Origin of the sequence: Desulfovibrio sp. 7SRBS1 (genome assembly GCF_049723905.1) — a bacterium.
Taxonomy (GTDB): domain Bacteria; phylum Desulfobacterota; class Desulfovibrionia; order Desulfovibrionales; family Desulfovibrionaceae.
The window spans coordinates 48294-67837 of sequence record NZ_JBJKFD010000001.1 but is presented as its reverse complement, the minus strand read 5'-3'; the positions used below and the strand labels follow the sequence as shown (position 1 = coordinate 67837).

Here is a 19544-nt window from a genome sequence, read left to right as displayed (position 1 = left end):
TTGAATACTCATTCAGTGCCGTCTTTCCATCTCGGCACCTGGAAAGACGGCGTATGCGCATCTGCCTGCTTTCCGTAGCCACAGGCACGGAAAGACGCTGGCAACAACAATTCAAGAAACCCGCAGCAAACTGCGGACGCCCCGTAACGACCCCAGAGGAGGGAGGAGACATGTTTAAAAACATGAGGTTGGGTATTAAGCTGGGATTGGGATTCGGTATTGTTCTAGCGCTGACCGCCATGGTCGCCCTCATTGGAGTCAAGGGGATAAACGACGCTTCGGAGCGCGTTGTTAAGGCGGATGACGTCAGCAGGATGGTCAAAATCATTCTGCAGGCCCGGCAACAGGAAAAGAATTTCATAATGCGCGGCGAGCAGTCGTACGCCGATGCTGCCTTTGCCAGGGTTGCCGATATTCGCAAGCAGGCACTGGCAACCAAGGAACTTTTCACCGACCAGCTCAACAAAGACCAGATGGACCAGGTTTTGGCATCCGTGGACGAATATGAGAAGGCCTTCAAGAATGTCGTAAGCATGGAACAGAAGAGCCGAGAGCTCATGAAGACAATGCGTGCGGAGGCAGGCGACGCGCTCAGGATGGCCGAAGGAATTCGGGCAGACCAAAAGAAACAACTTACCGAGTTGCGCGCCTCGGGAAAAGCAACAGATGTACTCGTAGACGACAAACTGAGAAAGGCTGATGACGCCAACCGGCTGGTGAAACTTTTTCTCGATGCCCGCAAAAACGAGAAAGAACTCATCATTTCAAAGGATGAAGCCTATTTGGCCAAGGTCAAAAAAAGCGTGGAAACCATCCTGGAACAATCCAACGATTTGAAATCGCGCTTCAAGTTCAAGCTCAATGTCGACCAGATCGACGGGGTTATCTCTTCTATTACGACATACTGGAAAAGTTTCCAAAATTATGCCCAGCTTATCAGGGATGAACATGCAGCAAACGAGCACATGCTTTCAGCCGCCCGCAATGCACAAAAGGTTTGTGAAGTTGCCCGTATCGACCAGGAAGCCAAAATGGCACAAGAGATGTCGTCCAGCGTCACCTTCATGGTTGTCAGTGCTGCCGTGGCATTGGTCATCGGCCTCTTATTCGCCTTACTTATCACCAGAGCCATAACCCGTCCTCTCCTGCTCGGCGTCAACTTTGCCGAAGACGTTGCCAAGGGAGACCTCAGCGCGGATATCGCCGTGCACCAGCGTGATGAAATAGGCAAACTTGCCAACGCACTCCGGGAAATGGTCAACAAGCTTCGGGAAATCGTCGGGGAAGTGTCCAGCGCGGGAGAAAACGTCGCCTCCGGCAGCGAAGAACTCAGCGCCTCTTCGGAAAGCCTTTCCCAAGGAGCCACGGAACAGGCCGCGAGTGTGGAGGAAATATCCTCCAGCATGGAAGAAATGGCCGCCAATATCCGACAGAATGCCGACAACGCCCAGCAGACAGAACGTATCGCCATCCAATCCGCAAAGGATGCCGAGGGTGGCGGAAAGGCAGTAAGCGAGACCGTTACGGCAATGAAGGATATTGCCGACAAGATCACCATTATTGAAGAGATTGCCAGACAGACCAACCTACTGGCCCTGAACGCCGCCATTGAGGCGGCGCGGGCTGGCGAACACGGCAAGGGCTTTGCCGTTGTGGCAGCCGAAGTCCGCAAGCTGGCGGAACGCAGCGGAAACGCGGCCTCGGAAATCAGCGAGCTTTCAACCTCCAGCGTGGCTGTTGCCGAAACCGCAGGGGAGATGCTCAACAAGATGGTTCCGGACATCCGACGCACCGCCGAGCTGGTGCAGGAAATTGCCGCCGCCAGCAACGAGCAGAACACAGGCGCTTCCCAGATCAACAAGGCCATTCAGCAACTCGACCAGGTGGTTCAGCAGAACGCTTCCGCTTCCGAGCAAATGGCCTCCACGGCAGAAGAGCTCTCGTCCCAGGCAGAACAATTGCAGGCGACCATCGCCTTCTTCCGGATAGACATGGGGCAGCAACACAAGATGCGGCACAGGGATCTACCCGCTCCGCAACGCCCCCAGCCCAAGGCCCCCGGCAGCAAGCCCGCCCATGCTCCCAAGACGGAACAAGGTGGCGTGAAGCTGGCCCTGGACATGGACCAAGACGATATGGATTCGGAATTCGAACGATTCTAGAGTATCTGGCGGGCCTGACGGCCCGCCAGATACGATTATCGTTCTGCGGTAAGACGGTCCTTTATGCGGGCCAAGGAGAAAGCCATGGGAGCAAAATCCATCGAAACCAACCAATTCCTCACGTTCACCCTGGGCAAAGAAGTTTTTGCCCTGGATATAGCCACCGTGCGCGAAGTTCTGGAACTTGCCAGCATTACGCGCATTCCCAGAACGCCCCATTTCATGCGCGGCGTCATCAACCTGCGGGGGCATGCCGTGCCCGTTGTGGACATGCGCCTGAAGTTCGGCATGGAAGCAGCCGAAGACACGGTGAACACCTGCATAATCATCGTAGAGGTGGCTCTGGAAGACGAAATGACCATTCTTGGCGCATTGGCCGACTCCGTGCGCGAGGTTATGGAGATTTCGCCGGAATCCATCGACCCTGCCCCGCGCATGGGCGCAAGTGTGGATATCAACTTCATCCAGGGCATGGCCAAGATGGACGACGACTTTGTAATGCTCCTCGACATCAACCGCATTTTCTCAGCAGAAGAACTCTCCATGACCAAATGCTTGGGGGATATGTCCAGCTTGGCTGCAGAAGACAAACCTTCGGCACCAGCCCAGGAAACTGTCCCCACTCAGGAAGAGCTGCAAGCTGAGGCTTGATACCTTGCAAGGTGAAAACTTACGGCTCAACAGAACGAGACGTCAGAGATATTTATATAGGGTCGTTGCGTTCAGCGGCCCTATCTTTTTTTTCTTCCAAAAATGGGATTGCTGAATGCACAAGGTCGATAGAATACTTAATGCTGCGCAAAAACTTTTTGCACAGAAGGGATTCGAGACCACCCCCATAAGCGAAGTTGCCTCGTTGGCCGAGGTGTCTCCGGGAACAATAATTTATTATTTCAAAAGCAAGGATAACCTGCTTTTCATTGTCACCTGGCGTGTAATGCATGCACTGTACAAAAAAACAGTTGCAGAAATATCCAGGGAAAAAGATCCTCTTGAATGCATTTACAAATGTGCACAGATATTTTTCTCTTTCATACAAAACAATACAGAAGGACAGACATTTCTCTTAAAAAATACCGCGTTCGACACATTAGATCTGAATGTTTTTCCGGAGGCAGATCTGAGAATACTCCACGGAAGATACATCCGGCTCATCGAATATTGGATAAGAATGGGAGTAGAAAAGGGAAATTTTACTAAGGATCTCAATGCCAAGTCGACGTCGTATGGCATTTACGCTCTGATGATAGGGGCGGGCAAACTCCACTTCTACCATCATCTGCCCATGGATGAACTTGAAGAAGAAGTCCGGATGTTTATCAGAGCCCGGCTACTTCCCCAGGCACCCTTTGCGGAAACTACACCAGATTGAGAAAGGCAGGCCGCTGGTCGCGCGCTGTCACGGCGCCGATACAGGCAGCCAAATCCCCCTCTTCTTCCAGAATGGCCATGGCCTGATCCAGCTTTTCTATGGGCACGGCAATCACCATTCCGCCGGAAGTCTGGGCATCAAACATCAGGTCGCATAAAAGCGGGTCCAGCCCTGGAGCAATACTCACAACCGATGAACAGAACGTCTTGTTGGCAAAACTACCCGCCGGAATCATTCCCATGGTGGCAAGTTCCACCACTCCGTCGATCAATGGTACGTCGCGGACGACGATGTCCACGCTGACCCCGGACGCCTTGGCCATTTCCAGCAGATGCCCTCCAAGTCCGAAACCGGTTATATCCGTGGCACCTCGCAGCCCAAGCTCCCGCACAGCTCTTCCGCCGCCCTTGTTCAGGCGGGAGGCGACTTCATACAGACGCCGTTCGTAGATGTCCTCTTCGGGAAGGTCGGCTTTCAGGGCTGTCGCCAAAACCCCTGTGCCAATAGGCTTGGTCAGCAACAGCATGTCGCCGGGGCACAGGCCGTCGTTGGAAGCAAAGCTGTCCGGAGGCACCACCCCGGTAACGGCAAGGCCGTATTTTATCTCATCGTCTTCCACGCTATGGCCACCGGCAAGCACGGCGCCTGCCTCGGTGATCTTTTCCAGCCCCCCTTGTAAAATTCCCTGCAAAATGGACTTGTCCATGGTCTTGATGGGAAAACAGACGATGTTCATGGCGCAATAGGGCTCCCCCCCCATTGCGTACACATCCGAAAGCGCATTGGCAGCGGCGATACGACCGAACCATACGGGATCGTTTACGATGGGCGTAAAAAAGTCCACAGTCTGAACAAGCGCCTGCCCCGAAGGAAATGTCAAAATGGCACTGTCCTCATTGGTTGATTGGCTTGTCAGAAGGCGTGAATCGTGCGGCATGTTAAGGCCCGCCAAAACAGACTCCAGGTCCCCCGGAGCAATTTTGGCTGCTCAACCAGCAGCTTTTACAGTGGAGACCAGCGAAAATTTTTTCATTGTTCCTTATGCGCTTTTACGGGATTCAATTTCCAATGCCACAGCCCGGATATGATCGAAAAAGAATCTGTTGACCGGAAACCTGTGCATCTTTTCATGGTATACGAGGAACATACTGCGCTGCAGGGCAACTCCGGGCAAATCAAGCTCGACTAATTCCCCGCGCTCCAGATAGCTCTTGGCCGCCATCCGCGAAGTAATACTCACTCCCAGTCCCAACCGGACACACTCCAGAACAGCATGCGTACTGCAAACAGTGATGGCAGTATGAAAAGTATGCGGCTGATATCCGCCCTGCTCCAGAGCGCGCAGAGTGGTCTCCCTAGTGCCTGACCCTTTCTCACGCACCACCCAGGGCATGGCGATGACTTGCTTGCAATCATCCCACCCGCCGCAACGGCGTCCGGCAGGCCCAATAGCCACAAGATCGTCGGTAAAAAGCTTTTCATACGTCAGCCCTGTCGACGCATACTCGGCCCCGACAACTCCAAGTCCTACCTCGCCGGAAGCGACCAGTCGAACAATTTCTGCGGAGTCTTCAATACGAAGGATAGCTTTGACAGCAGGATGCTGATTCAGAAAACCAGAAATGACCTGTGGAAGAAAATAATGGCCGGGTATGGTACTCGCACCCACAACCAATTCCCCACCAACGGAATTCTGCAACAGACCAATTTCCGCCTGTGCATTCTCAAGGCTCTTGAACGCCTCGCAAGCATGGCGATAAAGGATATCTCCGGCCTTTGTAGGCACGATGGTTCTGCCGAGCCGGTCAAAAAGTCGTACGCCCAGCTCATCTTCAAGAGAGGAAACATGTGCGCTGATGGTAGGCTGTGAAAGAAAAAGCTCTTCACCTGCTTTGGAAAAGCTGCCAAGCTCATACACTTTGCTGAACGCCTCAAGACGTCGAATATCCATAATGCCAATACAATACATGGGACGGATCTATTTTCATAGTACAAAAAAAGGGCGACCCTAACGGATCGCCCTTGAACAGACAGGTAATTTGAAAAAACTGCTTATTCTTCAGTTTTTTCAGCAGGCTTTTCTTCTGCAGATTTCTCTTCTGCAGATTCCTCTTCTGTGGCAGCGGCTTCTTCAGCAGGAGCCTCTTCCTTTTTGGGAGCAGCCTTTTTCTTGGCAGGAGCCTTTTTGGGTTTGGCTTCCGCTTCTTCAGCAGGAGCCTCTTCCTTCTTGGCAGCAGCCGTTTTCTTGGCAGGAGCCTTCTTCGGCTTTGCCTCTCCGGCAGGCTTTTCCTCGGTCTTGGCAGCGGGCTTTTCGCCAGCCAGCAGGCTGAACTCAATCACAGCCATGGCAGCGCAATCGCCGCGGCGGGGCTGTCCCAGCTTTACAACACGAGTAAAACCACCGTTTACACCAGCAAAGCGAGGTCCGATTTCATCGAAGAGCTTCTGCACAAGCTGATGGTTTTCAAGAACCTTATAAGCCTGACGACGGGCATGCAGGTCATTGCGCAGAGCAAGAGTCACCAAACTGTCGACTACCTTGCAAAGTTCTTTGGCCCGTATTTCGGTCGTACGGATGCGCTCATGTGTCACCATGGAGCGAGCCATGTTGCGAAACATGGACTTGCGGTGAGACGGCTTCATCCCGAATTTTTTTCCGGCTTTTCTATGCCTCATCTTTATTCTTCCCCTTCAGCCACTCTTGGTATTTTCCCTCGAAGTCGTCGACTTTCATGCCGAATTCCAGACCCATATTTTCCAGCACGCGACGAATCTCATCGAGAGACTTGCGGCCGAAGTTCTTGGTCTTGAGCATTTCCGACTCGCCACGCTGCACCAATTCACCCACGAGGCTGATATTAGCGCTCTTCAGGCAGTTTGTTGCACGCACGGAAAGTTCGAGTTCGTCAATGCTCTTGAAGAGATTCGAGTTCTCTTCACGGGGAGACTTGTGTGAAGCAGCCTCTTCAGCATCGGTCTGTTCATCGAAATTGATGAAAATAGCCAGCTGGTCTTTGAGGATCTTCGCGCTGTACGCGATGCTGTCCTCGGGAGTAACCGAGCCGTCAGTCCAGACTTCAAGAATGAGCTTGTCGTAGTTGGTCATCTGTCCGACACGAGCCTGGGCGACCTGGTAGGCAACCTTCTTTATGGGAGAGAAGGCGGCATCCATGGTGACCAAGCCGATTTCATCGGAAAGCCCTTCGTGCATTTCAGCCGGGACATAGCCCTTGCCCATGCGGATTTCCAGCTCCATATTGAAGGGGAGATCCTCGCTGAGCGTGGCGATATGCTGCTCTGGATTGAGCACCTTGACGTTTTGGTTTTCCTGTATGTCGGCAGCACTGACCTTGCCCGCTTTGGTAACGGACAGGGACAGTTTCTGAGGCTCGTCCGTGGACATAGCGAACCGGATAAGCTTCAGGTTGAGAACGATATCGGTAATGTCCTCAATAACGCCGGGAATGGTCGTGAACTCGTGCTGCACGCCCTCAATGCGGACAGCGACAATGGCAGCGCCCTGCAAGGATGACAGCAGAACACGGCGGAGTGCATTGCCAATGGTCGTGCCGAATCCCCGTTCCAGCGGTTCGCAAACGAACTTGCCATACTGATCCGTGGACTTGGCGTCCCGCTCGATCTGCTCTGGCCGAACCAGTTCGAACCAGTTGCGGGTATTGATCAGTTTTTCGCCTTGTTTGATGAGCATGCTTCCACCTATGCGTTATTTGGAATAGAGCTCGACAATCAACTGTTCGTTGATGGGATGCTGAATGTCCTCACGAACAGGTACGGCCTTGACAGTGCCCTTGAAAGCTGCGCCGTCGACTTCCATCCAGGAAGGTACGCCACGACGTGCAATCACGTTCTGGGCTTCCTGAACTACGGGAATCTTACGGTTTTCTTCGCGGACTTCAATCACGTCGCCGGGGCGAATCTGCATGGAAGGAATGCTGACGCGACGGCCATTGCGCATGAATACGCCGTGGCGCACAAGCTGACGAGCCTGGTCGCGGGAGTTAGCGAATCCCATACGATAGATGACATTGTCGAGACGACATTCAAGCTGTGCCAGCAGGTTGGTACCGGTAACGCCTTTGCGGCGGTCAGCTTCTTTGAAGTACAGCAGGAACTGATGTTCCAGAACGCCGTACATGCGACGCACTTTCTGCTTCTCACGAAGCTGCAGCGCGTAGTCGCTCATTTTTTTGCGGGCACGGCCATGCATACCCGGGGCATAGGGACGACGTTCGTATGCGCACTTGTCAGTGTAGCAACGGTCGCCCTTCAAAAACAGTTTCTCGCCTTCACGACGGCAAAGGCGGCATTTGGGTCCGTTATAACGTGCCAAAACAAACTCCTCCTAGTGTTAGACCCGGCGCCGTTTGGGAGGACGGCAACCGTTATGGGGAACGGGGGTGATGTCACGGATGAACGTCACCTTGAAACCCACGGAGTTAATGGCACGCATGGCGGCCTCACGTCCCGAGCCAGGTCCCTTGACCAAGATGCCCACGGAACGCATTCCGTTTTCCTGCGCTTTCTTAGCCGCGTTTTCCGCTGCAATCTGAGCGGCAAACGGGGTCGATTTGCGCGATCCCTTAAATCCGCTGCCACCGGCGGATGCCCACGAAACGACGTTCCCCTTCATATCTGTGAAGGTGATAATGGTATTATTGAACGTCGCCTGGATATGAGCAATACCGGTCGGGATGTTCTTTTTTTCTTTCTTTTTTCCGGTGCGGCGCGGTTTGGCCATATCGAATTTCTCCGGTTCTAGAAAAAATAGTCCAAAGGGGGCGTGTCCAACGATGCCGCGGTACTCACGCCCTTATATATACGCCGCTGAGGTTAGCGGCGGTTGCTTCCTATTTGCCTTTCTTCTTACGACCGACAACGCTGGGACGGGGTCCCTTGCGGGTACGGGCGTTGGCATGGGTGCTCTGGCCGCGCACAGGCAGTTTCCTGCGATGGCGAAGACCACGATAGCAACCAATGTCCATCAGGCGTTTGATGTTCTGCGTGATTTCACGACGCAGGTCACCTTCGACCTTTTGGGTCGATTCAATTTCCTGACGGATGGTGTTTACTTCATCACTGCTCAGGTCGTCAGCATTCTTGGTCCAGTCGATACCGGTAGTGTCAAGAATCTGCAACGCAGTGGTCCGCCCGATGCCGTAAATGTAGGTCAGGGCGATATCAAGCCGCTTGTTTCTGGGGAGATCAACTCCTGCAATGCGAGCCACGGTCTACCTCACTTATCCCTGGCGCTGTTTGTGCCGGGGGTTTTCGCAAATTACCCTGAGAATGCCGTTACGCTTGATGACCTTGCATTTCGGGCACATCTTCTTGACTGAAGGACGTACTTTCATGACCGTCTCCTTGCCTTACGCGTGCCGGTCTCAGCGGCAATCGCGGAAAAGTTCCTTATTAATTGTTAAGGCTCAATATATCAGGGCCATCATCAGTAATGGCCACTGTATGTTCAAAATGAGCAGACAGGGTTCCATCGGCAGTAACCGCAGTCCATCTGTCTTCCAGCACCCTGACCTGGGATCCTCCGAGGGTGAGCATCGGCTCGATGGCTAAAACCATTCCAGCCCGCAAGGGAAGATCCATGGCACGGTCCGTAACAAAGTTAGGGACTTCCGGTTTTTCATGGAGGTTCAAACCGATTCCGTGCCCAACAAAGCGCTTTATTACCGAATACCCTCTGGATTCGGCATGCTTCTGAATGGCTCGGGAAATATCGACCAGATAATTCCCTGGTCGTGCTTCCCGGACTCCTTCCATAAGAGTTGCCCGGGTTGTTTCCACAAGCGCAGAAGCATTACCCGAAACTTCACCGACTGTAAAGGTCCGGGCTGCATCGCCATAATATTTCCGATACACAACCCCCATGTCGAAGGAGACGATGTCTCCTTCCTGGAGAACCCGGTCCGAAGGAAAGCCATGAACGACTTCTTCGTTGACCGAGCAACAAAGGGCGAAGGGAAACCCCTTATACCCTTTGAATGCAGGTCGGACATTATTTTTTCGGCATTGGCTCAGAGCCAATTCTTCAAAGAACATGGTAGGCTTGCCAGGTTCAACTTCCCGGCCGATTGCGTCGAGAACTTCTGCTACGATGCGGTTGGCTTCGCGCATCAACTCGATTTCAGCGGCACTCTTGATATGAATACCGCGGAATTTTTTCACAAATACTACCTACCCTTGATTTTCGCGCCTTTGCTCATCAGTCCGTCATACTGCCTGGAAATGGTGTATGACTCGAGCTGCCCCATGAAGTCCATGGCCACGCCCACCACGATGAGCAACGAAGTGCCACCGAAGTAGAATGGAACGCTGAACTGCGTGATAAAGATCATGGGCAGAACGCAGATGGCCGCGATGTAAGCCGCACCCCACAAAGTGATGCGGGCCAAAACCTTATCAATGTATTCCTGAGTCTTTGCGCCAGGACGGATGCCGGGAATGAACCCGCCGGCCTTGCGAAGGTTGTCTGCAATCTGCTCCGGATCGAACATGATAGCCGTATAAAAGAAGCAGAAGAAAACAACCAGCCCAACGAATACAACGTTATAGATAATGCTCGAAGGCTGGAACGCCGACGAAATATCTTTAAGCCAGGTCACTTCCGAAAAGTTCGCCAGCGTAGCCGGGAACATAAGGATGGACGAGGCAAAGATGGGCGGAATAACCCCAGCCGTGTTTACACGCAGCGGCAGATGAGAAGTCTGGCCGCCGTACATACGCCGCCCCATCTGCCGTTTGGCATAATGGATTGGCACTCGGCGTTGTCCGCGTTCCATAAAAACGATGAAGACCAGAACCGCGACCATGATCAACATGAGGACCATCAGTACGAACAGGGACATTTCACCTGCAGAGAGCAGACGGAATGTGTTGAAGACGGCTCTGGGCAGTCCGGCCACGATACCCGCGAAGATAATCATGGATATGCCGTTGCCAATGCCTTTGTCCGTCATCTGTTCGCCGATCCACATAATAAGTATGGTTCCGGCGGTAAGGGTTAGGATAGTCGTCAGCCTGAAGCCCCATCCGGGAACCAGCACAACCGATGCTCCGGCCGGGCTGGACATGGACTCAAGTCCAATGGAGATGCCCAATCCCTGAATAACAGTGATAAGCACGGTTCCATACCGGGTGTATTGGGTAATCTTCTTGCGCCCTTCCGCGCCTTCCTCTTTGGAAAGACGTGCCAGCTCGGGGCTGACCACGGTAAGGAGCTGCAAGATGATGGATGCCGAAATATACGGCATGATCCCCAAGGCAAAAATGGAGACCTTGGAAAGGCCTCCACCGGAAAACATGTCGAACAGGCCGAAGAGCGTATTGCTGGCGCTTTCGAAGAACTCGGCAATGGCAGCGGCGTCCACACCCGGTACTGGGATGTGGATGCCGATACGGTAGAACGCCAGCAGACCGAACGTCCACAGGATGCGCTTTCTCAGCTCGGGCAATTTACCCAGGCTCTCGACTCCGCTTGCCACGATTTACCCTTCCAGAGCTTTGACGGTGCCGCCCGCTTTTTCAATCATTTCCCTTGCGCTTTGGCTGAAGCGATGGGCTTCCACGGTCAACTTGGCCTTGAAACCATCTTCAGCAAAGCGGCCCAGAACCTTCACGGGAAGAGCCTTGGGGCAAAGCCCCTTTGCGTAAATATCTTCCACGGTGATTTCGGCCTGGCCTTCGAAAGCGGTAACCAGGGTATCCAGGTTCACCGCGCCGTAGGCCTGACGGAAGGGATTCTTGAAACCGCGCTTGGGCAGACGACGAGCCAGAGGCATCTGGCCGCCTTCAAAGCCGGGACGCACGCCACCGCCCGAACGGGCGTTCTGGCCTTTGTGTCCCTTGCCGGAGGTCTTGCCCCAGCCGGAGCCGGAACCGCGACCAATGCGCTTTCTATTTTTCCGTTCGGGTTCGAACGGGTAAAGTTCATGCAATTGCATTATTCGGAAACCTCCACCAAGTGCTGCACTTTCCGGATCATGCCGCGCACAGCGTTATTGTCGGGCAATTCATTGACCTGGCGGATCTTGCGAAGACCAAGGGCTTCCAAGACCTTCTGCTGCTTGGGACCGCAACCGATGGAGCTGCGTACGAGTTTGACTTTCATGGCAGCCCCCTACTTTCTTGGCGTAGTCAGTTGCTTGCCGCGTAACCGGGACATGTCCTCGGCGCTATCCATCTGGGTCAGCCCTTCGATGGTAGCTTTCAGCACGTTGTGAGGATTGTTGGTACCAATGGCTTTGGTCAGGATGTCGTGGACTCCCACGGCTTCCATGACGGCGCGCACCGGACCACCGGCAATGATGCCGGTACCCTTGCTGGCAGGCTTGAGCACGACGCGTGCTGCGCCGAACTCGCCAACAGTCGCGAAGGGCAGTGTGCCGTCAAGAAGAGAAATCTTGACCATATCGCGCTTGGCCCTTTCGGAGGCTTTGCGGATAGCTTCGGGAACTTCGTTGGCTTTTCCAAGCCCGTAGCCTACCTGACCTTCGCCATCGCCCACCACCACAAGGGCGCTGAAGCTGAAGCGACGTCCGCCCTTAACAACCTTGGCGACGCGGTTCAGATAGACAACCTTTTCAATATGACCGGATTCGTTTGTTTCAACCATGTCGGTTACCAACCCTTAGAATTTGAGCCCGGCTTCGCGCGCACCATCGGCAAGAGCCTTGATGCGCCCATGAAACCTGAAACCGTTACGGTCGAAGACCACGGCTTCGATCTTGTTCGCCTTGGCCTTTTCCGCAATGTCCTTGCCGACCTTTCCAGCGGTTTCCGCATTCAGCCTGCACTCTTCCCCACCCTTGACCATGGCCAAGGAAGAAGAAGCCAGCAGGGTCGCACCAGTCTCGTCGTTGACGAGCTGCGCGTAGATGTGCTTGTTCGAGCGGAATACCACAAGGCGCGGACGGGAGGAGGTACCCGAAATCTTTTTGCGAATACGGATTTTGCGCCGCAGACGCTGTGCCTTTTTTGTGAGTTTCATATTCGGCCTCCTCCTTACTTCTTGCCGCCGGACTTACCGGCTTTCCGACGAATGTGCTCGCCCACGTACTTGATGCCCTTGCCCTTGAAGGGTTCGGGAGGACGCACACGACGGATCTGAGCGGCGACTTCACCGACCAGTTGTTTGTCGATGCCCTTGATGGCAAGCTTGTTGCCTTCGGCCGTGGCCTCGATGCCCTGGGGCAGCGGGTACTGTACAGGGTGGGAATAACCCACTGTCAGTACGACGTTCTTGCCCTGGACCTGGACCTTGTATCCGACACCAACAATTTCAAGTTCCTTGGTGTAGCCCGTGTTGACCCCTTCTATGCAGTTGGCAAGAAGAGTACGACGCAGACCATGCTGTTGCTTGGCCGTGCGGGAGTCGTCAACCTGGGTGACCTCTACGGTGTTATCCTTGACGGCATACGAAATTTTAGGATGCAGCGGAGTAGCCAAAGAGCCTTTGGGGCCTTTGACTTCGATGGCTTCAGTGCCAATCTTGACCTCTACGCCGCTGGGGATTTCGATTGCGCGTTTTCCGATTCTGGACATGGCGATTACCCCTACCAGATTTCACACAAAAGTTCACCGCCGACCTTACGTTCGGCAGCAACGGAGCCCGAAAGAACGCCGCGGGAAGTGGACAGTATGCAGATTCCCAAACCGTTACGAACGTTGGGAATGCCTTCCACACCGACGTACACACGACGGCCGGGCTTGCTGATGCGCTTGGTTCCGCCAATAAGCGGGCGGCCTTCAGCGTATTTCAGCGAAATGGTGATATCCTTTTCGCCAACAGCATAATCAGTAATAAACCCCTCATCTTTCAGAATGTCGGCAATGGAAGCCTTCATTTTCGAACGGGGGATATTTACTTCGGAATGCAGAGCCTGGTGCGCGTTGCGCAGGCGGGCCAGCATATCACCAATGGGATCATTAGCATTCATATGCTCCCCCTCCTACCAGCTCGATTTACGCACACCCGGCAATTCGCCGCGCAATGCTTTATTTCTGAAACAAATACGGCAGATGCCGTAGCGCCGCATGAACGCCCGCGGACGTCCGCAGATGGGGCAACGGTTGTACGCGCGGGACGAAAACTTCGGTTTTCTACGCGCCTTCACTCGAAGAGCGGTACGGGCCATATGCGATTCTCCTTACTTCTTGAAGGGCATTCCGAGCAGGGTCAGCAACATTTTGCTTTCCTTGTCGGAGGTTGCAGTGGTGACGATGGTCACGTTCATACCCTTCACACTGTCTACCTTGTCGATATCGATCTCGGGGAAAATGGAATGTTCCTTGAGACCGAGGGTGAAGTTTCCACGTCCGTCAAAGCCGCGGTCGGGAATACCGCGGAAGTCGCGGACCCGGGGCAGAGAGAAGTTGACCAGCTTGTCGTAGAAGTCCCACATGGTGTCACGACGCAGCGTTACGCGGCAGCCTACGGGCTGTCCTTCACGCAGCTTGAACGCAGCAATGGACTTCTTTGCACGGGTGATTACAGCCTTCTGGCATGCAATCCTGGTCAAGTCGTCTACGGCCTCGTCGATGAGTTTATGATTCTGGCTTGCTTCGCCCAGGCCAATGTTCAGGCTGATGGACTTGAAGCGGGGAATCTGCATCGAGGATTTGTAACCGAACTCTTTGGCGAGTTCGGGCACGACCTTCTCGTTATATATTTTTTCAAGACGAGTCATGGTCATATCCCTACTTGATTATCTCGTTGCACTTCTTGCAGAAGCGCACCTTGTTGCCATCTTCGGTGTAGCGATAGCCCACACGAGTGGCTTTGGTGCATGCATCGCAAATAACAGCGACATTGGACACATGGATGAAGGATTCCTTCTCCACGATACCGCCCTGTTGGCCGGAGTAGGGATTGCCTTTGGTGTGGCGCTTGACCATATTCACCTTTTCAACAATCACTCTGTCGCGTTTTTTGTCGATTTTGAGGATCTTGCCGACTTTACCTTTGTCTTTGCCGGCCAGAACCTCGACCTTGTCGTCCTTGCGGACGCGGAATGTCTTGGCTTTCATGGCTGCCTCTCCCATCTCCTACAGGACCTCGGGGGCCAGGGAGACGATCTTCATGAAGTTCTTCTGGCGCAGCTCGCGGGCAACGGGGCCGAAAATACGTGTTCCGACAGGTTCGCCCTGTCCGGAAAGAATAACGGCCGAGTTGTTGTCGAACTTGATGTAAGTACCGTCGGGGCGTCCGATTTCTTTTTTAGTACGGACTACGACGGCTTTCATTACATCGCCCTTCTTCACCTTGGCATGCGGCATGGCTTCCTTAACGGAAACGACGATGATGTCGCCTACGCTTGCGTAACGCCGCTTGCTGCCGCCCAGTACTTTGATGCACTGAACTTTCTTGGCACCAGAGTTGTCGGCCACATCAAGATTGCTTTCTACTTGGATCATGGCAAACTCCCCTATACCGCTTTTTCAACGACACGCAAAAGTTGCCACCGCTTGCGAGCGCTCAAGGGACGAGATTCAATGATCTGCACCTTGTCGCCGATTCCGCAGTCATTGGCCGGATCATGGGCCATAAACTTTTTCCTGCGGCGGATATACTTCTTGTAGAGCGGATGCTTAACAAGTGTTTCAACGCGAACAACGATAGTCTTATCGTTCTTATCGCTGATGACTTCGCCGGTCAGCACACGCTTCGTGCTCTTAATAGCTACGCTTTCACCCATGACTAGGCTCCAACTCTCTTTTCGTGCATCACGGTCAGAATGCGCGCGATAGTCTTCTTGATAACCTTGAGCTTGTGGGTCTGCTCAAGCTGGGCCGTAGTATGCTGAAAACGCATGTTGAAGAGTTCCTTGCGGAACTCACCCAACTTTTCAGCCAGAGCCTTTTCATCAAGGGACTTCAGCTCGTTCATCTTCATTATTCAAGACCCTCCTTGACCACAATGGAAGTCTTGACGGGCAGCTTGTGAGCCGCCCTGGTCAGGGCTTCTTTAGCCGTCTCCAGGTCCACGCCTTTAATCTCATAGAGCACGCGGCCCGGGCGCACAGGTGCGACCCAGCCCACGGGAGCGCCCTTACCTTTACCCTGACGAACTTCAGCAGGCTTGGCAGTGATGGGCATGTCCGGAAAGACACGGATCCATACTTTGCCGCCGCGCTTTACGTGACGGGTAATGGCAATACGGGCAGCTTCGATCTGCTGCGAGGTGAGCTTGCCGGGTGTCAGGGCCTTCAGTCCGATGTCGCCAAAGGAGACGGTGTTACCGCGCAGTGCTTTACCGCGCAGACGTCCCTTCTGACGTTTCCTGAATTTTACCTTTTTCGGAGAAAGCTGCATTATTGTTCCACCTCATCAAGAATCTCGCCCTTGAAGATCCACACTTTGATGCCGATGACACCATAGGTGGTTTGGGCGATGGCAAAACCATAATCCAAGTCAGCACGCAGTGTTTGCAGCGGCACACGACCATCGCGATACCACTCGGAGCGGGCGATTTCCGCACCGGCCAGACGGCCTGCGCAGAACACCTTGATGCCTTCGGCTCCGAACTTCCGGGCAACACCAACCGTACGCTTCATAGCGCGACGGAAGGCGACACGGCGCTCAAGCTGTGTGGCGATATTCTCGGCCACCAGCTGGGCGTCGGTCTCCGGACGGCGGATCTCGATGACCTCAATGCTGAATTCCTTTTGAAATTTTTTACGCAGTTGATCCCTGATCTTCTCGATTTCCACACCCTTGCGTCCGATAACAATACCGGGACGGGCTGTGTGCAGAATCAAGCGGACCTTGCCGCCGGCGCGTTCGATTTCAATCTTGGCGATGCCGGCATGGTACAGGGTTTCCTTGACGTACTTCCGAATCTTGTCGTCCTCAACCACGAAGGCAGGGTACTCTTTCCTGCTGTACCAGCGGGAAATCCAATTCTTATTGTACCCGAGCCTGAATCCGTAGGGATGTACTTTTTGTCCCATAGCGTCCTCTTACCCTTCGTCCAGGACGACAGTAATATGGCTGGTCCGTTTCAGAATCCTGTACGCACGGCCCATTGCTCGGGGCATGATGCGCTTCCAGGTGGGTCCTTCATTCACAATTATGTTCTTCACGTACAGAGAGTCGATGTCCATGCCGGGCAATTGCTCGGCATTGGCAACGGCAGAATGCAGTACCTTTCCCAAGACCTGGGCGGCCTTTTGCGGGGAAAAGCGCAGGACGTTCATGGCGTCCTCAATGCCCATTCCCTTCACATTCTTGGCGACCAGACGGGTCTTGCGAGGGGATACGCGAATGAACTTGGCGACTGCTTTGGCTTCCATAGTTCCTTACCCCCTACCGTTTGCTCTTCTTGTCCGCTGCGTGACCATAGTAGGTACGCGTGGGAGAAAATTCGCCCAACTTGTGACCCACCATGTTTTCGGTGACGAACACAGGGATGAATTTCTTGCCGTTGTGAACGGCGAAGGTCATGCCGACCATATCGGGAAGAATGGTAGAACGACGGGACCAGGTCTTGATGACCCGACGATCCTCCGTCTCGTTCGCCTTCTCGACCTTTTTGATCAGGTGGCCGTCCACAAAGGGACCTTTTTTCAGTGACCTCGGCATGCCTTACTCCTATTTCTGACCACGGCGCTTCACGATTAACCTGGAAGACGCTTTCTTGCGATTCCGCGTCTTGTAACCCTTTGTCGGCTTGCCCCAAGGAGTGCAAGGATGACGACCGCCCGAAGAACGGCCTTCACCACCACCAAGTGGGTGGTCGACAGGGTTCATGGCCACGCCGCGAACCTGGGGACGACGGCCAAGCCAGCGATTGCGGCCAGCCTTGCCCAGGCAGATCTTTTCATGGTGAACATTTCCAACCTGTCCGATCGTCGCACGGCAAGTTGCCAGGACGTTGCGGATTTCCCCGGAGGGAAGACGAAGCAGGGCATACTTGCCCTCTTTCGCCACAAGCTGGGCGTACGTACCGGCGGAACGGCACATCTGGCCGCCCTTTCCGGGGTACAGTTCGATATTATGCACCACGGTGCCCGTGGGAATCTTCCCCAAATTCAATGAATTGCCGGGTTTGATGTCGGCGCTGTTGCTGGAGATAACCTGATCTCCGGCCTGCACGCCAACGGGAGCGAGAATATAACGCTTCTCGCCATCGGCATAATTCAACAGCGCGATGCGTGCGCTGCGGTTGGGATCGTATTCCACGCTGGCGACAGTGGCCGGCACGTCGAACTTGTTCCGCTTGAAGTCGATGATGCGGTACAGACGCTTGTGTCCACCGCCACGACGACGGGACGTGACACGGCCATTGTTATTGCGACCGGCCTTTTTGGTCAGACCGACCGTCAGCGACTTCTCGGGCGCCTTCTTGTCGACTTCCTCAAAAGTGGAAATCGTCTGAAAGCGAGACCCGGGAGAGGTCGGCTTCAGCTTACGCACGGCCATGGCTTACACTCCTTCAAAAAACTCGATCTTCTCGCCTTCGGCGAGAGTCACGTAGGCTTTTTTGTATCCGGACTCGCGCCCAATAACCTTACCCCACTTCTTGCGGGGCATGGCCTTCTGCCTGGTGACGTTCACCGTAACGACCTTAACGTCGAACGCACGCTCCACAGCCTTCTTGATTTCGATCTTGTTAGCCAGGGGATGCACGTAGAACGTGACCTGACCATCTTCCTCTTTGAGGAAGGTCGCTTTTTCGGAAATCACGGGCTTGATGAGAATCTGGGTGTAGTCCATCTTACTTCAACCTCTCCTGCACGCTTTCAACCGCGCCTTGCAGCATGACCAGTTGGGGGTAGCGCAGGATGTCGTAAACATTGAGCTTGGACGCTTCGAGAATTTTCAGCCCCTCAATGTTCCGGGCCGAAAGAGCGAGAGTATTATCAGTCTCACTGACAACAATCAAGGCTTTTCTCAGTCCGAGGTTGCCCGCAATCTCGCTAACCAGTTTGGTTTTGATTTCGGGCAGCTCAAGCTTGTCCACGACGGTCAATTTTTCATCCGCAGCCCGGCTGGACAGCGCCATCTTCATGGCGAGGGTCCGGACCTTTTTATTGATCTTGAAGCCGTAGTCGCGGGGCGTAGGTCCGAAGACAACTCCGCCGCCACGCCACACTGGCGAACGGTTCGTGCCCGCACGAGCGCGGCCGGTGCCCTTCTGGCGCCAAGGCTTGCTGCCGCCGCCGCTCACCGCAGTGCGGTTCTTCACGGCATGCGTTCCAGCACGCTTGGCCGCACGCTGGGCACGGACTACGAGGTTCAGCACCTCGGGCTTGACTTCAACGCCGAACACCTCGTCGGCAAGATCAATGCTGCCAACTTCCGCGTTTGTCTGATTCACTATTTTTACAACAGCCATTGACTCACCTTTATCCCTGCTTGTGGACCATCACCAGGCCGCCTTTGGCGCCGGGTACCTGGCCCTTGATCAGGATGACGTTGTCTTCGGGACGAACGGCAACGATCTCAAGATTCTTGTAGGTGACGCGGCGGTCGCCCATGTGCCCGGGCATCTTCTTATTCTTCCAGACGCGGCCGGGGAATGTGCAGTTACCCACCGAACCGGGGGAACGGTGAACCTTTTCTGCACCATGGGAGGCGCCAAGACCTTTAAAGTTCCAACGCTTCATGACGCCCTGGAAACCTTTGCCCTTGGACGTACCGGTGATTTTCACCCGTTCGCCAGCAGCAAACATGTCCACGGTCAGTTCCTGACCCAGTTCGAATTCCTCGACATTGTCGATGCGGAGTTCGCGCAGGGTCTTGAAAGCGCCTTTGCCAGCCTTGCCAAAATGCCCGGACATGGGTTTGGAGCACTTGCTCTCTTCCACCGTGTCGTAAGCAATTTGCAAAGAGACATATCCGTCTGTATCGGCCGCCTTTTTCTGAATGACCGGGCAAGGTCCTGCGCTGATAACGGTCACCGGGGTGATGGTGCCGTCATCTGCGAAGACGCGGGTCATGCCGATTTTGCGGCCAAGTATTCCAAGATAGCCAGCCAT

Annotated in this window: 32 protein-coding genes and 1 pseudogene; 3 read left to right on the top strand and 30 right to left on the bottom strand. The window is 54.1% G+C overall.

From position 1 onward, the window contains the following. Window positions 1–170 precede the first annotated feature (170 nt). The 3 genes from ACI0FJ_RS00390 (at window position 171) to ACI0FJ_RS00380 (ending at window position 3534) form a co-directional block, all read left to right on the top strand. On the top strand, window positions 171–2162 hold the full coding sequence (locus ACI0FJ_RS00390) for a methyl-accepting chemotaxis protein (RefSeq protein ID WP_424297871.1): 1992 nt from the start codon (window positions 171–173) through the stop codon (window positions 2160–2162). 84 nt (window positions 2163–2246) lie between these two features. Continuing rightward, window positions 2247–2813: a chemotaxis protein CheW gene (locus ACI0FJ_RS00385; RefSeq protein WP_424297870.1), complete on the top strand. Its 567-nt coding sequence runs from the start codon at window positions 2247–2249 to the stop codon at window positions 2811–2813. 115 nt (window positions 2814–2928) lie between these two features. Further along, on the top strand, window positions 2929–3534 hold the full coding sequence (locus ACI0FJ_RS00380; protein ID WP_424297869.1) for a TetR/AcrR family transcriptional regulator: 606 nt from the start codon (window positions 2929–2931) through the stop codon (window positions 3532–3534). Here ACI0FJ_RS00380 and selD read toward each other — a convergent pair. The 30 genes and pseudogenes from selD to rplC all read right to left on the bottom strand — a co-directional run bounded on the left by selD (window position 3521) and on the right by rplC (window position 19544). Further along, on the bottom strand, window positions 3521–4567 hold the full coding sequence (gene selD, locus ACI0FJ_RS00375) for a selenide, water dikinase SelD (RefSeq protein WP_424297868.1): 1047 nt from the start codon (window positions 4565–4567) through the stop codon (window positions 3521–3523). The genes ACI0FJ_RS00380 and selD overlap by 14 nt on opposite strands. A gap of 6 nt (window positions 4568–4573) precedes the next feature. Beyond that, window positions 4574–5485 carry a selenium metabolism-associated LysR family transcriptional regulator gene (locus ACI0FJ_RS00370; RefSeq protein ID WP_424297867.1) on the bottom strand — a complete coding sequence of 304 codons (912 nt, stop codon included), beginning with the start codon at window positions 5483–5485 and terminating at the stop codon, window positions 4574–4576. Window positions 5486–5823: 338 nt separating this feature from the next. Next, window positions 5824–6210 (bottom strand): annotated as a pseudogene (gene rplQ / locus ACI0FJ_RS00365) (50S ribosomal protein L17); the annotation flags it as partial. Beyond that, window positions 6200–7243, bottom strand: coding sequence for a DNA-directed RNA polymerase subunit alpha (locus ACI0FJ_RS00360; RefSeq protein WP_424297866.1), 1044 nt, complete (start codon window positions 7241–7243; stop codon window positions 6200–6202). The gene ACI0FJ_RS00360 and the pseudogene rplQ, both read right to left, overlap by 11 nt. Window positions 7244–7258: 15 nt before the next feature. After that, a complete protein-coding gene (rpsD, locus tag ACI0FJ_RS00355; RefSeq protein ID WP_424297865.1) occupies window positions 7259–7885 on the bottom strand; it encodes a 30S ribosomal protein S4 in 627 nt (208 codons plus the stop codon). A gap of 18 nt (window positions 7886–7903) precedes the next feature. Further along, on the bottom strand, window positions 7904–8293 hold the full coding sequence (rpsK, locus tag ACI0FJ_RS00350; protein ID WP_424297864.1) for a 30S ribosomal protein S11: 390 nt from the start codon (window positions 8291–8293) through the stop codon (window positions 7904–7906). Between the two features lie 109 nt (window positions 8294–8402). Continuing rightward, window positions 8403–8780, bottom strand: a complete 378-nt coding sequence (rpsM, locus tag ACI0FJ_RS00345) for a 30S ribosomal protein S13 (RefSeq protein WP_424297863.1) — start codon at window positions 8778–8780, stop codon at window positions 8403–8405. A 12-nt stretch (window positions 8781–8792) separates the two neighbouring features. Beyond that, window positions 8793–8906, bottom strand: a complete 114-nt coding sequence (rpmJ, locus tag ACI0FJ_RS00340; protein WP_424297862.1) for a 50S ribosomal protein L36 — start codon at window positions 8904–8906, stop codon at window positions 8793–8795. Between the two features lie 58 nt (window positions 8907–8964). Further along, window positions 8965–9732 carry a type I methionyl aminopeptidase gene (gene map / locus ACI0FJ_RS00335; protein WP_424297861.1) on the bottom strand — a complete coding sequence of 256 codons (768 nt, stop codon included), beginning with the start codon at window positions 9730–9732 and terminating at the stop codon, window positions 8965–8967. Window positions 9733–9737: 5 nt separating this feature from the next. Further along, window positions 9738–11051 carry a preprotein translocase subunit SecY gene (gene secY / locus ACI0FJ_RS00330; RefSeq protein ID WP_424306436.1) on the bottom strand — a complete coding sequence of 438 codons (1314 nt, stop codon included), beginning with the start codon at window positions 11049–11051 and terminating at the stop codon, window positions 9738–9740. Further along, the gene (gene rplO / locus ACI0FJ_RS00325) at window positions 11052–11507 is read right to left on the bottom strand and encodes a 50S ribosomal protein L15 (RefSeq protein ID WP_424297860.1); all 456 of its coding nucleotides are present in this window, start codon (window positions 11505–11507) and stop codon (window positions 11052–11054) included. Continuing rightward, a complete protein-coding gene (rpmD, locus tag ACI0FJ_RS00320) occupies window positions 11507–11674 on the bottom strand; it encodes a 50S ribosomal protein L30 (protein WP_424297859.1) in 168 nt (55 codons plus the stop codon). Before rpmD ends, rplO begins: the two co-directional genes overlap by 1 nt. Window positions 11675–11683: 9 nt before the next feature. Continuing rightward, window positions 11684–12178, bottom strand: a complete 495-nt coding sequence (rpsE, locus tag ACI0FJ_RS00315; RefSeq protein WP_424297858.1) for a 30S ribosomal protein S5 — start codon at window positions 12176–12178, stop codon at window positions 11684–11686. A 15-nt stretch (window positions 12179–12193) separates the two neighbouring features. After that, on the bottom strand, window positions 12194–12553 hold the full coding sequence (rplR, locus tag ACI0FJ_RS00310) for a 50S ribosomal protein L18 (RefSeq protein ID WP_424297857.1): 360 nt from the start codon (window positions 12551–12553) through the stop codon (window positions 12194–12196). Between the two features lie 14 nt (window positions 12554–12567). Beyond that, complete coding sequence (rplF, locus tag ACI0FJ_RS00305; protein ID WP_424297856.1) at window positions 12568–13107, bottom strand: 50S ribosomal protein L6; 540 nt, start codon at window positions 13105–13107, stop codon at window positions 12568–12570. Window positions 13108–13118: 11 nt separating this feature from the next. Continuing rightward, complete coding sequence (rpsH, locus tag ACI0FJ_RS00300) at window positions 13119–13502, bottom strand: 30S ribosomal protein S8 (protein ID WP_424297855.1); 384 nt, start codon at window positions 13500–13502, stop codon at window positions 13119–13121. A gap of 12 nt (window positions 13503–13514) precedes the next feature. Continuing rightward, on the bottom strand, window positions 13515–13700 hold the full coding sequence (locus ACI0FJ_RS00295; protein WP_424297854.1) for a type Z 30S ribosomal protein S14: 186 nt from the start codon (window positions 13698–13700) through the stop codon (window positions 13515–13517). A gap of 12 nt (window positions 13701–13712) precedes the next feature. Further along, complete coding sequence (rplE, locus tag ACI0FJ_RS00290) at window positions 13713–14252, bottom strand: 50S ribosomal protein L5 (protein WP_424297853.1); 540 nt, start codon at window positions 14250–14252, stop codon at window positions 13713–13715. A 10-nt stretch (window positions 14253–14262) separates the two neighbouring features. Continuing rightward, window positions 14263–14592, bottom strand: coding sequence for a 50S ribosomal protein L24 (gene rplX, locus ACI0FJ_RS00285; RefSeq protein WP_424297852.1), 330 nt, complete (start codon window positions 14590–14592; stop codon window positions 14263–14265). 18 nt (window positions 14593–14610) lie between these two features. Beyond that, window positions 14611–14979, bottom strand: a complete 369-nt coding sequence (gene rplN / locus ACI0FJ_RS00280; protein WP_424297851.1) for a 50S ribosomal protein L14 — start codon at window positions 14977–14979, stop codon at window positions 14611–14613. 11 nt (window positions 14980–14990) lie between these two features. After that, complete coding sequence (gene rpsQ, locus ACI0FJ_RS00275; RefSeq protein ID WP_424297850.1) at window positions 14991–15260, bottom strand: 30S ribosomal protein S17; 270 nt, start codon at window positions 15258–15260, stop codon at window positions 14991–14993. Between the two features lie 2 nt (window positions 15261–15262). Further along, complete coding sequence (gene rpmC / locus ACI0FJ_RS00270) at window positions 15263–15457, bottom strand: 50S ribosomal protein L29 (RefSeq protein WP_424297849.1); 195 nt, start codon at window positions 15455–15457, stop codon at window positions 15263–15265. Beyond that, complete coding sequence (gene rplP, locus ACI0FJ_RS00265) at window positions 15457–15876, bottom strand: 50S ribosomal protein L16 (RefSeq protein WP_424297848.1); 420 nt, start codon at window positions 15874–15876, stop codon at window positions 15457–15459. Before rplP ends, rpmC begins: the two co-directional genes overlap by 1 nt. Then, window positions 15876–16514 carry a 30S ribosomal protein S3 gene (gene rpsC, locus ACI0FJ_RS00260; RefSeq protein WP_424297847.1) on the bottom strand — a complete coding sequence of 213 codons (639 nt, stop codon included), beginning with the start codon at window positions 16512–16514 and terminating at the stop codon, window positions 15876–15878. The genes rplP and rpsC overlap by 1 nt, the downstream gene beginning before the upstream one ends. 9 nt (window positions 16515–16523) lie before the next feature. Continuing rightward, a complete protein-coding gene (rplV, locus tag ACI0FJ_RS00255) occupies window positions 16524–16856 on the bottom strand; it encodes a 50S ribosomal protein L22 (protein ID WP_424297846.1) in 333 nt (110 codons plus the stop codon). A gap of 13 nt (window positions 16857–16869) precedes the next feature. After that, on the bottom strand, window positions 16870–17145 hold the full coding sequence (gene rpsS / locus ACI0FJ_RS00250) for a 30S ribosomal protein S19 (RefSeq protein ID WP_424297845.1): 276 nt from the start codon (window positions 17143–17145) through the stop codon (window positions 16870–16872). A gap of 9 nt (window positions 17146–17154) precedes the next feature. After that, window positions 17155–17985 (bottom strand): 50S ribosomal protein L2, encoded by an 831-nt coding sequence (rplB, locus tag ACI0FJ_RS00245; RefSeq protein WP_424297844.1) that lies wholly within the window; start codon window positions 17983–17985, stop codon window positions 17155–17157. A 3-nt stretch (window positions 17986–17988) separates the two neighbouring features. Then, the gene (gene rplW / locus ACI0FJ_RS00240) at window positions 17989–18279 is read right to left on the bottom strand and encodes a 50S ribosomal protein L23 (protein WP_424297843.1); all 291 of its coding nucleotides are present in this window, start codon (window positions 18277–18279) and stop codon (window positions 17989–17991) included. Window position 18280: 1 nt separating this feature from the next. Next, a complete protein-coding gene (gene rplD / locus ACI0FJ_RS00235; RefSeq protein WP_424297842.1) occupies window positions 18281–18901 on the bottom strand; it encodes a 50S ribosomal protein L4 in 621 nt (206 codons plus the stop codon). A gap of 10 nt (window positions 18902–18911) precedes the next feature. Next, the gene (gene rplC / locus ACI0FJ_RS00230) at window positions 18912–19544 is read right to left on the bottom strand and encodes a 50S ribosomal protein L3 (RefSeq protein WP_424297841.1); all 633 of its coding nucleotides are present in this window, start codon (window positions 19542–19544) and stop codon (window positions 18912–18914) included.

Excerpts from the sequence above, each read along its gene's own strand:
- ACI0FJ_RS00390 (WP_424297871.1), top strand. The coding sequence starts at position 171 with ATGTTTAAAAACATGAGGTTGGGTATTAAGCTGGGATTGGGATTCGGT.
- ACI0FJ_RS00385 (WP_424297870.1), top strand. The coding sequence starts at position 2,247 with ATGGGAGCAAAATCCATCGAAACCAACCAATTCCTCACGTTCACCCTG.
- ACI0FJ_RS00380 (WP_424297869.1), top strand. The coding sequence starts at position 2,929 with ATGCACAAGGTCGATAGAATACTTAATGCTGCGCAAAAACTTTTTGCA.
- ACI0FJ_RS00370 (WP_424297867.1), bottom strand. The coding sequence starts at position 5,485 with ATGGATATTCGACGTCTTGAGGCGTTCAGCAAAGTGTATGAGCTTGGC.
- ACI0FJ_RS00360 (WP_424297866.1), bottom strand. The coding sequence starts at position 7,243 with ATGCTCATCAAACAAGGCGAAAAACTGATCAATACCCGCAACTGGTTC.
- rpsK (WP_424297864.1), bottom strand. The coding sequence starts at position 8,293 with ATGGCCAAACCGCGCCGCACCGGAAAAAAGAAAGAAAAAAAGAACATC.
- rpmJ (WP_424297862.1), bottom strand. The coding sequence starts at position 8,906 with ATGAAAGTACGTCCTTCAGTCAAGAAGATGTGCCCGAAATGCAAGGTC.
- rplO (WP_424297860.1), bottom strand. The coding sequence starts at position 11,507 with ATGCAATTGCATGAACTTTACCCGTTCGAACCCGAACGGAAAAATAGA.
- rpmD (WP_424297859.1), bottom strand. The coding sequence starts at position 11,674 with ATGAAAGTCAAACTCGTACGCAGCTCCATCGGTTGCGGTCCCAAGCAG.
- rpsE (WP_424297858.1), bottom strand. The coding sequence starts at position 12,178 with ATGGTTGAAACAAACGAATCCGGTCATATTGAAAAGGTTGTCTATCTG.
- rplR (WP_424297857.1), bottom strand. The coding sequence starts at position 12,553 with ATGAAACTCACAAAAAAGGCACAGCGTCTGCGGCGCAAAATCCGTATT.
- rplF (WP_424297856.1), bottom strand. The coding sequence starts at position 13,107 with ATGTCCAGAATCGGAAAACGCGCAATCGAAATCCCCAGCGGCGTAGAG.
- rpsH (WP_424297855.1), bottom strand. The coding sequence starts at position 13,502 with ATGAATGCTAATGATCCCATTGGTGATATGCTGGCCCGCCTGCGCAAC.
- ACI0FJ_RS00295 (WP_424297854.1), bottom strand. The coding sequence starts at position 13,700 with ATGGCCCGTACCGCTCTTCGAGTGAAGGCGCGTAGAAAACCGAAGTTT.
- rplE (WP_424297853.1), bottom strand. The coding sequence starts at position 14,252 with ATGACTCGTCTTGAAAAAATATATAACGAGAAGGTCGTGCCCGAACTC.
- rplX (WP_424297852.1), bottom strand. The coding sequence starts at position 14,592 with ATGAAAGCCAAGACATTCCGCGTCCGCAAGGACGACAAGGTCGAGGTT.
- rplN (WP_424297851.1), bottom strand. The coding sequence starts at position 14,979 with ATGATCCAAGTAGAAAGCAATCTTGATGTGGCCGACAACTCTGGTGCC.
- rpsQ (WP_424297850.1), bottom strand. The coding sequence starts at position 15,260 with ATGGGTGAAAGCGTAGCTATTAAGAGCACGAAGCGTGTGCTGACCGGC.
- rpmC (WP_424297849.1), bottom strand. The coding sequence starts at position 15,457 with ATGAAGATGAACGAGCTGAAGTCCCTTGATGAAAAGGCTCTGGCTGAA.
- rplP (WP_424297848.1), bottom strand. The coding sequence starts at position 15,876 with ATGCAGCTTTCTCCGAAAAAGGTAAAATTCAGGAAACGTCAGAAGGGA.
- rpsC (WP_424297847.1), bottom strand. The coding sequence starts at position 16,514 with ATGGGACAAAAAGTACATCCCTACGGATTCAGGCTCGGGTACAATAAG.
- rplV (WP_424297846.1), bottom strand. The coding sequence starts at position 16,856 with ATGGAAGCCAAAGCAGTCGCCAAGTTCATTCGCGTATCCCCTCGCAAG.
- rpsS (WP_424297845.1), bottom strand. The coding sequence starts at position 17,145 with ATGCCGAGGTCACTGAAAAAAGGTCCCTTTGTGGACGGCCACCTGATC.
- rplB (WP_424297844.1), bottom strand. The coding sequence starts at position 17,985 with ATGGCCGTGCGTAAGCTGAAGCCGACCTCTCCCGGGTCTCGCTTTCAG.
- rplW (WP_424297843.1), bottom strand. The coding sequence starts at position 18,279 with ATGGACTACACCCAGATTCTCATCAAGCCCGTGATTTCCGAAAAAGCG.
- rplD (WP_424297842.1), bottom strand. The coding sequence starts at position 18,901 with ATGGCTGTTGTAAAAATAGTGAATCAGACAAACGCGGAAGTTGGCAGC.
- rplC (WP_424297841.1), bottom strand. The coding sequence starts at position 19,544 with ATGGCTGGCTATCTTGGAATACTTGGCCGCAAAATCGGCATGACCCGC.